This is a genomic window from Sulfurihydrogenibium yellowstonense SS-5, assembly GCF_000173615.1.
Taxonomy (GTDB): domain Bacteria; phylum Aquificota; class Aquificia; order Aquificales; family Hydrogenothermaceae; genus Sulfurihydrogenibium; species Sulfurihydrogenibium yellowstonense.
Genome location: NZ_ABZS01000031.1, coordinates 1 through 11,466, shown reverse-complemented (window position 1 = coordinate 11,466; position 11,466 = coordinate 1). Strand labels below are relative to the sequence as shown.

At 33.6% G+C, this 11,466-nt stretch carries 8 protein-coding genes, 1 pseudogene and 1 CRISPR repeat array; all 9 genes and pseudogenes read left to right on the top strand.

Annotation, left to right across the window (positions count from 1 at the left end; translation table 11 throughout):
• Nucleotides 1-1,490: CRISPR-associated helicase Cas3' (gene cas3 / locus SULYE_RS02140; RefSeq protein WP_007546053.1), on the top strand; the 1,490-nt coding region annotated here is incomplete at its 5' end.
• A complete protein-coding gene (gene cas4, locus SULYE_RS02135) occupies nt 1,491-2,000 on the top strand; it encodes a CRISPR-associated protein Cas4 (RefSeq protein ID WP_007546052.1) in 510 nt (169 codons plus the stop codon). It begins immediately after the preceding gene.
• A gap of 11 nt (nt 2,001-2,011) precedes the next feature.
• Entirely contained in the window at nt 2,012-2,992 is a 981-nt protein-coding gene (cas1b, locus tag SULYE_RS02130) for a type I-B CRISPR-associated endonuclease Cas1b (RefSeq protein ID WP_007546051.1), read from the top strand.
• A gap of 1 nt (nt 2,993) precedes the next feature.
• Complete coding sequence (gene cas2, locus SULYE_RS02125; RefSeq protein ID WP_007546049.1) at nt 2,994-3,260, top strand: CRISPR-associated endonuclease Cas2; 267 nt, start codon at nt 2,994-2,996, stop codon at nt 3,258-3,260.
• A 636-nt stretch (nt 3,261-3,896) separates the two neighbouring features.
• Nucleotides 3,897-5,828: direct repeats of the CRISPR family, unit length 29 nt; unit sequence GTTACATCTGAACCGTGTGGGTTAGAAAG.
• A 539-nt stretch (nt 5,829-6,367) separates the two neighbouring features.
• The gene (gene rimO / locus SULYE_RS02120) at nt 6,368-7,744 is read left to right on the top strand and encodes a 30S ribosomal protein S12 methylthiotransferase RimO (RefSeq protein WP_232178558.1); all 1,377 of its coding nucleotides are present in this window, start codon (nt 6,368-6,370) and stop codon (nt 7,742-7,744) included.
• Nucleotides 7,741-8,760 carry an S-methyl-5-thioribose-1-phosphate isomerase gene (mtnA, locus tag SULYE_RS02115; RefSeq protein ID WP_007546045.1) on the top strand — a complete coding sequence of 340 codons (1,020 nt, stop codon included), beginning with the start codon at nt 7,741-7,743 and terminating at the stop codon, nt 8,758-8,760. The genes rimO and mtnA overlap by 4 nt, the downstream gene beginning before the upstream one ends.
• Nucleotides 8,757-9,749 carry a gluconeogenesis factor YvcK family protein gene (locus tag SULYE_RS02110; RefSeq protein WP_007546043.1) on the top strand — a complete coding sequence of 331 codons (993 nt, stop codon included), beginning with the start codon at nt 8,757-8,759 and terminating at the stop codon, nt 9,747-9,749. Before mtnA ends, SULYE_RS02110 begins: the two co-directional genes overlap by 4 nt.
• A complete protein-coding gene (nadB, locus tag SULYE_RS02105) occupies nt 9,739-11,316 on the top strand; it encodes an L-aspartate oxidase (RefSeq protein WP_007546041.1) in 1,578 nt (525 codons plus the stop codon). The genes SULYE_RS02110 and nadB overlap by 11 nt, the downstream gene beginning before the upstream one ends.
• Before the next feature lie 2 nt (nt 11,317-11,318).
• Nucleotides 11,319-11,466, top strand: a pseudogene (locus tag SULYE_RS08010) (translation initiation factor IF-3); the annotation flags it as partial.

The window sequence follows — 11,466 nt, the reverse complement described above, 5'->3', positions numbered from 1 at the left end:
CTTTAGATTATAAAAACAAATCTGTTATTTTAACAGCATCGACAGGCATGGGAAAAACTGAGTTTGCTTTAAATTGGGTGGCAGGAGATAAAGCTTTCTATACTTTACCTGTTCGTGTTTCTGTAAACTCAATGTATGAAAGAATATCAAACATCTTTGGAAAAGATAATACAGGAATTCTCCATGCCAATACAACAGATTTTTATCTTAATCAATCTAAAAACTTAGAAGACAACGGAATAGAAGTTTTGATAAATCAAGTCCAGTCAGTAAGACAACTATCCATGCCAATCACAGTATCAACGGCAGACCAGATATTCTTAGCAACATTAAAATATCCAGGCTTTGAAAAAATATACGCAACACTAACCTACTCAAAAGTAATCGTAGATGAACCACAAGGCTATTCTCCTGACACTTTGGCAGTAATCATAAAAGGACTTGAAGAAATATCTAATCTTGGCGGGAAATTCTGTTTAATGACAGCAACAATGCATCCATTTATAAAAGAACATCTAAAAGACAAAGCAGAAATATTAGAGCCGGTATTTAATCCAGAGAAAAAACATAAAATTAAGCTTGTAGAAAAAACAGTTGACGAGATGGTAGATTTTGCCATAAAAGAATACCAAAAAGGCAAGAAAGTATTAATACTTACAAACACAGTAAGAAAGGCGCAGGAAGTTTATAAGATTTTAAAAAGTCAAAACCAGACAATACGAGTTAACCTTTTACACTCATTATACATTCAAAAAACAAAAAGAGAAAAAGAAATGCAAATACAAAACACAACCGAGCCAGTGATTTGGATTTCTACTCAGATAGTAGAGGCATCCTTAGATATTGATTATGATTTATTGATTACCGAACTTTCTACAGCAGACAGCCTTATACAGAGAATGGGAAGAGTTTACAGAAAAATAGGAAGAACTATTACTCCAGACAGCCAACCAAACATAATAATCTGTACTAAAGAACCATCAGGCAAAGGTAAAGTTTATGATAAAGAGATTATGGATTATACTCTCAGAGAGCTTAAAAACTATGATGAAAAAATCCTTACAGAAGAGATAAAGCAAGAAATTGTCAGCAATGTTTTTGACTTAGAAAGAATTAAAAACACGAACTTTTATAAAAAATTTGATAAAAATATGAAGCTTTTAGAGTATGGATTTATTGCGGATAGTAAGTCAGAAGCACAGGACATATTTAGAGATATTATGAATTTATCTGTCATTCCAAAAGTGATTTTTGATGAAAATCAAGAAAAAATAAACGCTCTTTTAGAAAAGATTAGACAAAAAGATAAAATAGAAAAAATAAAAGCAATCGGAGAGTTAAACGATTTTACAGTATCAGCACAGTTTTACAGAGTAAAAAACATAATTCCACTTGACAAAGAAATTTTCTTATCAGACATTCCATACGATAAAGAACTTGGCTTTAATTTGTTAGATAAAGACTACAGAGAGATTGGAGAAATTCTGTAAATGGATTTAGAAAGTCTAAAAGAGATAAGAATTACGGGCTTAAAAGTAAATTATTACTACATCTGCAAAAGAAAGTTATGGCTTTTTTCTAAAAATCTTAGTTTTGAGAAAAACAATGATAAAATCATTCTTGGTCAAATACTTCATGAAAATTATTATAAATCAGAAAAAGAGAGGGATATTTTAATTCAAGAGTTAATATCGATTGATATCGTTGATGATGATTACATAAGAGAGGTTAAATCTTCCGATAAAATGGAAAAAGCAGATACAATGCAGGTTGTATACTATCTGTACGTTTTAAAACAGCTTGGAATTGAAAAGGTTGGACTTATAAACTATCCAAAGCAGAAAAAGAAGAAAGAAGTTCATCTAACCAAACAGTTGGAGCAAGAGCTTTTAGAAGCTTTAAAAGATATAGAAAAAATCGTCAACCAGCCTAAACCGCCAAAGTTAGAAAAGCTTCCCTACTGTAAAAAATGTTCATACTTTGAATTTTGCTTTGCATGAGAGGTTTTTATATGTCAAGAAGGTATTATATAAACAACAGCGGAAGACTAAAAAGAAAAGAAAATACAATATTTTTTGAAATCGGTGAAAAAGAAAGAAAAATAATTCCAATAAACGATATAGACAGTATTTACATTTTTGGAGAAGTGGATTTAAACACAAAAGTTTTAAACTACTTAGCACAAAACAATATTCCTGTTCATATATTTAACTATTACGGCTACTATTCAGGGTCATTTTTACCAAGAAAGAAAAGTGTTTCAGGAATTTTGCTTGTAAGTCAAGTAAGCCATTACACAGATTATAGCAAACGCCTGTATTTAGCAAAAAGCTTTATAGAAGGAGGAGTTTATCATATTCTTAGAAATCTAAAAACCAATCAAGCAGACGAAGAGATAGAAAAAATCAATGAATTTTTAAAGCAATTGCCCGATGCAAACACTATAGAAGAGGTCATGGCAGTTGAAGGAAATATTAGAAATGTTTATTATCAAGCATTTAATAAAATCATAAAAAATCAGGACTTTAAAATAGACAAAAGAGAGTACAATCCACCAACCAATCCTATCAACGCTTTAATTTCTTTTGGCAACTCTGTATTGTACAGTGTTATATTATCAGAGATTTATAAAACACACTTAGAGCCAACCATTAGCTACCTACACGAACCATCAGAAAGAAGATTCTCTTTAAGCTTGGATATATCAGAAATCTTTAAACCGTTAATAGTGGATACGGTGGTTTTTAATCTTCTAAACTATGAAACGATAAATCTTTCTCATTTTAATCAGGATTTGAATTTTAGCTATCTAAACGATGAAGGAAGAAAGATTTTTTTAAAATATTTAGAGGATAAGTTAGAAACAACGATTAAGCATAGAACATTACAGAGAAATGTAAGTTATAGAACATTAATAAGGCTTGAATGTTATAAGTTGATTAAGCATCTGCTTGGTGAAGATGATTATAAACCATTAAAGGCTTGGTGGTAGGATGTTTGTGATTATTTGCTACGATATTACAGACGATGGAAGGCTTAACAAGGCAAGAAAGGTTTTGAGAAAGTATTTAAATTGGGTTCAGTATTCTGTTTTTGAAGGTAATATCAGCTACGGAAATTTAGAAAAGTGCTTGGCGGAAGTTAGCGAAGTGATTGATAAAAGGGAAGATAGTTTGTATGTTTACATGACTGATTTTGAAAAGAGTATAAGAAAAAAGGTCATCGGTAAAGACAAAAATCCATCTGATAATTTTATTTAAATTTCTGCTTGACAGATACAAAATTTTTCTATATATTTATATTAGCTTTTTATTAATTTTTTAACTGTACCTTGGCAATTGAATATGTTAGCCCACACAAGCTTGTTTTTACGTGAAACGTGAGATGTGAGATGTGAGACGTTAGAGATTGGTTTATCAATATCTTAGCTATTTTTGTTTGATTGTGTAGTGGCTTAGTGAGATGATTTATAAGTCAGTGAAGCTAAGGTATTGGTAATGTAATTTTATTTTTTGATGTTTGATTTAAGCTTGTGTAGTGACGGTTTGAGAGAGATTTTTTGAAGAGTAGTTATAAGTATTTGTTGAATTAAACTTTTTGATTTTGAAATTTTAAGCTTTTAATTTTTTGAAAATTTGTAATTTTTTATTTTAAAATTTTTTGAGATCGGCAAGTTAAAGATTGATATTTGCAGCGAGCTTCTGAGTTTGGGGTTTTCAGCGGTTGGCTTGTGATAGGAAGTTAAAGGATAAAATATAATAATATATTTTCTGTATATCGAGGTTTGCTGCAAAAAACTTCAACTTGCAGGTTTTTTAAAAATTTGGTATAATAGTTATCAGAATATTGATAGAGCAAGCTGTAAGCGATTTTATTTTTGATTAAAAATTTAACGGGTTACATCTGAACCGTGTGGGTTAGAAAGGGCATTCAAATATTTCTAAACAGATTTGGACAGTACGTTACATCTGAACCGTGTGGGTTAGAAAGGATTTTATATATGTTATTTGGGAATATTTTTTCCATATGTTACATCTGAACCGTGTGGGTTAGAAAGGAAATTTCTCTGTGTTTAAATGGTTGTTTGTTTCATGGTTACATCTGAACCGTGTGGGTTAGAAAGCGAAATCAAAATCAAAATCTTCAAAACCTTTAAAAAGTTACATCTGAACCGTGTGGGTTAGAAAGGAAGTTCAAAAAACAGATACAGATAGAGTAGCGTCGGTTACATCTGAACCGTGTGGGTTAGAAAGACAAAAAGCGGGCGTGCTTCTGTTTATGCTTATTACAGTTACATCTGAACCGTGTGGGTTAGAAAGAGTACAATCAATAACTGTAAAGTCGTCATCTATACTTGTTACATCTGAACCGTGTGGGTTAGAAAGGCAGTGATGCCGGCAGGTAGTTTGACAATTATTTTATGTTACATCTGAACCGTGTGGGTTAGAAAGCTATTCCTAGTTCATCGGACATGTTTTCTATCTCTCTGAGTTACATCTGAACCGTGTGGGTTAGAAAGCTAAAATAAAATACTCTGTAACTATTACTTCCGCCGTTACATCTGAACCGTGTGGGTTAGAAAGTCAACTTCTACTAATCTAATCATTAACATCTTCATTGTTACATCTGAACCGTGTGGGTTAGAAAGGTTTCATCTATTGCAATTTTTCTTGCAAAATGGCAAGTTACATCTGAACCGTGTGGGTTAGAAAGAACCAAAATTCTCTCATCTTTGCTTCCTCCTTCTACGTTACATCTGAACCGTGTGGGTTAGAAAGATCAGTATGCAAATGCCATCCTGGTGGGTGGCATGGGTTACATCTGAACCGTGTGGGTTAGAAAGAAGCAAAGTTGCTTAAAATCTATTGTAGGTTATAAAGGTTACATCTGAACCGTGTGGGTTAGAAAGTGCCAAGAATTTAGCCTGATGAAGTGAGAGCTTACCGTTACATCTGAACCGTGTGGGTTAGAAAGAAAACAGATTAATAATAACTCTAACAGCCTGCCAACAGTTACATCTGAACCGTGTGGGTTAGAAAGGAGATTGGCAGCTGCTTTCAAGGCTCCGTTTGCTATGTTACATCTGAACCGTGTGGGTTAGAAAGTTGCTATTTCAGAAGAGAAGTTGTCAAGTTTATCTGAGGTTACATCTGAACCGTGTGGGTTAGAAAGTATATCTATCCATATCACAGCCGCTACAAGGCCAGAAGTTACATCTGAACCGTGTGGGTTAGAAAGTGCTTTTGTAGATTAATGGATAGTTAATCATCCTTAGTTACATCTGAACCGTGTGGGTTAGAAAGTCCCACTGATTATTGTGATGATACTGAAACTCAACAAGTTACATCTGAACCGTGTGGGTTAGAAAGTAAAATCACTAAAAAATCCTATTTTATCAATAACTTGTTACATCTGAACCGTGTGGGTTAGAAAGTACTTTTTCCATCTCTCAGTACCTCCTCATATTAAAGTTACATCTGAACCGTGTGGGTTAGAAAGATTTAACATCGAAAAACAAAGGTTCCAGCCTCCAATGTTACATCTGAACCGTGTGGGTTAGAAAGGATACTTCAATAACTACAACGTCTCCGTGTCCTTCGAGTTACATCTGAACCGTGTGGGTTAGAAAGTACTTTTTCCATCTCTCAGTACCTCCTCATATTAAAGTTACATCTGAACCGTGTGGGTTATAAAGTCCTTATAATCTACTCCGCCCTTTTTTCCTGGTTGAGGGTTACATCTGAACCGTGTGGGTTAGAAAGCTCGTTCCATTCTTCCCACTTTTTCAATAATAACTCAGTTACATCTGAACCGTGTGGGTTATGTAAGAGATGAAACGTGAGACGTGAGATGTGAGACGGATTTGAAATTCTTTTTACGTTTCACGTTTCGCTTCTCACGTTAAAGTTGTATAAGCTATTGATTTATCTAAATTACAGACTTTTTAAAAATGTGTTATAATGTTTTACAACTTGGCAATTGAATAAGGTTTTTACGAATTTATTTTTGAGTTAAAAGTTGACGGGTTATTAGCTTATCTATGAGGAATTGACCTAAGTAAATCCATGTGGCTCTCCTACCGCCTGTGTGTTTGTAGCCTACCTATAAGGAATTGCTACACAAATCGGTACCAACTTCTTTTAGAGTTTATTCCTAGTTTATAGCCTACCTATGAGGAATTGACTCGCCATTGACAAACTGAAAGCATTTCCTAATATAGTTTGTAGCCTACCTATGAGGAATTGACCTGGATAGTCTAACTCGAAAAAATTCAAAATTTCTCTGTTTGTAGCCTACCTATGAGGAATGAGAAAGATCCTTTGGCTTACAGTCCAAAGATGACGGACAAGGTAAACTCATAAAAATTTTGGAACACTTTCCAGCACCCCATCTTGAAATTTTCAGTCAAAAAGGTTATCTTATTCAAATCAAATTTAAAATAGAGGGTTATGTGAAAAACTTAAAGATAAATTTTATAAGCTTAGGCTGTCCTAAGAATCTTGTAGATACAGAAGTTTTAATTGGAAAACTAAACCAAGGAAACATAAGCTTTACAGCCAATCCAGAAGAGGCGGATGTTATATTGATAAATACATGTGGATTTATTGAGCCTGCAAAAGAAGAATCTATTGAAACAATCTTAGAAGCTGTCAAGCTAAAACAAAATTCAAACAAAAAAATAATCGTTACAGGCTGTTTGGTAGAGCGTTATAAACAAGAACTTGAAAAAGAAATTCCGGAAGTAGACTACTTTATCGACCTAAAAAATCAATCTCAAATTCCAGTATTATTTGACATAAAACCCAAAGAAAACACAAAAAGAATAATATCAACTCCAAAACATACAGCCTACCTAAAAATCTCTGAAGGATGCGACCATACATGTAGTTTTTGCGCCATTCCAAACATTAGAGGAAAACATAGAAGTAAGCCAATAGAAGCATTGGTAGAAGAAGCAAAATATCTTGCAGATTTAGGCGTTAAAGAGTTAAACATCGTATCTCAAGATACAAGCTACTACGGATATGATTTATACGGAAAACCGATGCTGTTTGAACTTTTGCGGCAGCTTGAAAAAATAGATGGCATAAAATGGATAAGGCTATACTATCTTTATCCGTCAACAGTAGATGAGGATTTCTTTAAGTTCATAAAAGACAGTGAAAAAATTCTTCACTACATAGAAATGCCAATTCAACACTCAGAAGATAAAATCTTAAAAGATATGATGAGAGGATATAGGAAGAAAAAACTTTATCAAATCCTTGATTGGAAAGAAAAATACACGCCGGATATGGCAATTAGAAGCTCTGTTATTGTAGGCTATCCTATGGAGACAGAAGAGGATTTTGAAAGCTTGAAAAATTTTTTACAAGAAGCTCAGTTTGATTGGCTTGGTGTTTTTGTATATTCCCATGAAGAAGGAACGCCTGCTTACCAAAAACATAAAGATAAAATCCCAAAAAAAGAAAAAATCAGAAGATTAAACGAAATTTCGGCACTGCAAGAAGGCATTACAGAACAGAAAAATAAAAGCTTGATAGGAAAAGAATTAGATATAATAATTGATGGATTTTCAGAAGAATGGGAAACCCTGCCAATAGGAAGAAGCTATAGAAGTGCCTTTGAGATAGACGGCATTGTATACGTAGAAACAACAGAACCTGTTAATGTTGGAGATATTATAAAAGTAAGAATAAAAGATACTATCGATAAATACGATGTTGTTGGAGAAGCTGAGTGAGAAAGCTAAAAGATATAAAGCCGTTAGAACTTAAAGACGATGTTTTATACGTAATAAATCAGTTAAAACTTCCACACGAGTTAGTATGGGAAAAGCTTGAAACCTTAGCAGACTATGAAAAAGCAATAAAAGATATGATTGTTAGAGGTGCTCCATTAATCGGAATAGTTGGAGCGTATGGATTTTATACAGGAATAAAAGAGGGCATTGATTACATTCAAGTTTATGAAAGATTAAAACAGACAAGACCAACAGCAGTAAACCTGTTTTGGGCTCTTGATAGAATGAAATCTATCTATGAAAAATATGGAAATGATTTAAACCTGCTTTTAAAAGAGGCAAAGAGAATAGAAGTAGAAGATTATCACGCAAACAGGTCAATTGGTGGATACGGAGAGGTTTTAATTCCAAAGAAAGCAAACATTTTAACACACTGCAATACAGGTGCATTGGCAACTGCCGGCTGGGGAACAGCTCTTGGAATCATAAGGTCTGCATATGAAAATGATAAAGATATAACCGTTTACGTAGATGAAACAAGACCTTATCTACAAGGTTCAAGATTGACCGCTTGGGAGCTTTTGCAGGAGGGAATACCTCATTATATAATTACAGACTCATCAGCCGGCTTTTTAATGAAAAAAGGAATGATAGATGTAATCGTAGTTGGTGCCGATAGAATAACATTAAACGGTGATGTAGCGAATAAAATAGGAACCTATAGCCTTTCAATTCTTGCAAAACATCACAATATTCCATTCTATGTTGCAGCTCCAAGCTCTAGCTTTGATTTTAACTTAGAATCTGGAGATGAAATACCTATTGAAGAAAGAAATGAAGATGAAGTAAAAAACTGTCACTGCTGTAAAGTTGCGCCACAAGAATCAAAAGCAATAAACTACTCATTTGACATAACACCTGCAGAAAATATTACAGCTATAATAACAGAAAAAGGTATAATAGAAAAGCCAAATAAGGAAAAAATTTTAAAATTTTTTGGGAGAAAGTTATCATGAAAGTTGTAGCAATTGGTGGGGGAACTGGATTAAGTACACTTTTAAGAGGATTAAAGTATTTTGTCCCGGAAATAATACAGGATTTGACGGCTATAGTTACAGTTTCTGATAATGGCGGAAGCACCGGAATTTTAAGAAAAGAGCTTAACATACCTGCTCCCGGGGATGTTAGAAACTGTATCACAGCTTTGGCTGAAGATGAGGATATACTAACAAAAGTAATGCAGTATAGATTTGAAGAAGGTGAAGGTCTAAAAGGTCATAGCTTTGGAAATTTATTTTTGACTGTTTTGACAAAAATTACAGGAGATTTTTTAGAAGCTATTGAAATAACATCCAAAATCTTAAAAATTAAAGGTCATATAATTCCATCTACAGATTCCATGGTAAATTTGGTAGCAGAATTTACAGATGGAAATATTATTAAAGGTGAAGTTGAAATTACAGAGTACGGTAGAAAATTAATCGCAAAGATAAAAAGAATATGGCTTGAGCCGGAGGATGTAAGAGCTCCACAAAAAGCTGTGGATAGTATATTAGATGCAGATATGATAATACTTGGACCGGGTAGCTTGTTTACAAGTATAATTCCTAACTTGCTTATAAAAGATATAAGAGATGCTGTATTAAACTCAAAAGCTTTTAAGCTTTACATATGCAACGTCATGACACAGTATGGTGAAACAGACGGCTTTACAGCTTCCGACCATGTAAAAGCACTAAATAAAATAGTAGCTGGCGATGAAGAAGCATCATTTTTAAATGCAGTGCTACTAAATACAACCATTCCACCGGATGAAGTTCTCAAAAGATACTTAAAAGAAAATTCAGAGCCTGTTGTGGCAGATGTTGGAAATCTATCAAGAATGGGACTTACAGTTTATGCAAAAGATTTATTAGACGAAGGAAACTATGCAAGACACAGTCCTAAAAAATTAGATGCAGCAATTTTAGAAATTATAAATGATTTGAAGGTACATGCAGTTTAATAGATATTTAACCTGTTTTAATACGAGAGAATTACCGGAAGAAAGGGTTGATACGATTATTGTTGGGACCGGACTTGCCGGCATTTCTACCGCTTATTATCTCTTGCAGCTTGGTATAAAACCACTACTCATAACAAAGAAAAAGCCCGGCAAGTCAAACTCTTTCCTGGCTCAAGGCGGAATAGCCGCCGCAATCTCTCCGGAAGATTCTACAGAATTACACTATGAAGATACATTAAAAGCAGGTAAAGGTCTATGCATAGAAAGAAACGTTAGACTGCTTGTTGAAGAAGGATTAGAAAGGGTCATAGATTTAATCAACATTGGTGTAAATTTTGATAGAGATGAAAAAGGTTTTATTAAACTTACAAGAGAAGGGGCACATTCAAGAAATAGAGTCTTACACTCAAAAGACAAAACAGGTTATGAGATAGGAAAAACTCTGCTGTCGTATATAAAAGATAAAGTAAACTTAGCAGATGGCTACTATTTAGAAGAGATTTTAACAGATGAAGATAGATACGTAGGAATTATCCTATCAGATGGAAACAGTCAAAAATTGATAAGGTCTAAATCTATCGTTTTAGCAACAGGTGGCTATAGTGCAATATATTTACGAAATACCTCTGCTTACAACGTGGCAGGTGATACTATCTCTGTTGCTTATAGGGCAGGCTGTGAGCTTATGGATTTAGAGTTTGTTCAATTCCATCCAACAGCTATTTACTTAGAAGGAAAACCAGGATGGCTTATATCAGAAGCAGTAAGAGGAGAAGGTGCTATACTTGTTGACGAAAACGGGGAAAGATTTATCGATGAGCTAAAACCAAGAGACGAAGTAGCTAAAGCGATATTTAAAAAATACCAAGAAGGACATAAAGTATTTTTAGACATAAAACCTTTATTAGAAAAAGGTATTGACTTTAAAGAGAGATTTCCTAATGTTTATAGTATGCTAAAAGAATTTGGACTTGAAAACGAGACAAGAATACCGGTAAGTCCATCTGCCCATTATACCATAGGTGGCATAAAAGCAGATTTAAATGGAAAAACGGATATAAAAGGACTTTTTGCAGTTGGTGAAACTTCGTCAACAGGCGTTCATGGAGCAAACAGGCTTGCAAGCAATTCACTTTTAGAGTGCATAGTATCCGGATATAAAACAGCATATACCGTATATTTACACAATATTTATGCTAATATATTAAATGTAGATATTAAAAATGAAACACAAACGAAAGAACAGTTAAGCAAAGAAGGAAGGGCTGAAGTTTTAAAGAATATAAAAACTGTCATGTGGGAAAAGGCAGGGCTAATTAGAAGCAAAGAAAGCTTAGAAAGTGCTATTTTAGACTTAGAAAATCTATACAATTCAATAGATAAATTCTGTAATGTTAGATATCTCAAAGATTTAATAATTCTTGGAAAAGGTATATGCGAAGCAGCTTTGAAAAGAAAGGAAAGCAGAGGCGTTCACTACAGAATCGATTTTCCGGAGGAAAACGAGGAGTTTAAAAAACACTCAATCTTAGAAAAAAATTTTAAATTAAACCAGAGGAGGTTTTAGTCATTCAAGAGTTAAGAATTAACAATCAAATCAGAGTTAAAGAAGTAAGACTAATTGACGACGAAGGTAAAAACTTAGGAATAGTTCCAATCGAAGAGGCATTAAGATTAGCAAGAGAAAAAAATCTGGACTTAGTGGAAGTTCTCCAAA

Coding starts and splice junctions, on each gene's coding strand:
- SULYE_RS02110 (WP_007546043.1), top strand. CDS start 8,757: ATGAAAGTTGTAGCAATTGGTGGGGGAACTGGATTAAGTACACTTTTA.
- nadB (WP_007546041.1), top strand. CDS start 9,739: ATGCAGTTTAATAGATATTTAACCTGTTTTAATACGAGAGAATTACCG.
- cas1b (WP_007546051.1), top strand. CDS start 2,012: ATGTCAAGAAGGTATTATATAAACAACAGCGGAAGACTAAAAAGAAAA.
- cas2 (WP_007546049.1), top strand. CDS start 2,994: ATGTTTGTGATTATTTGCTACGATATTACAGACGATGGAAGGCTTAAC.
- cas4 (WP_007546052.1), top strand. CDS start 1,491: ATGGATTTAGAAAGTCTAAAAGAGATAAGAATTACGGGCTTAAAAGTA.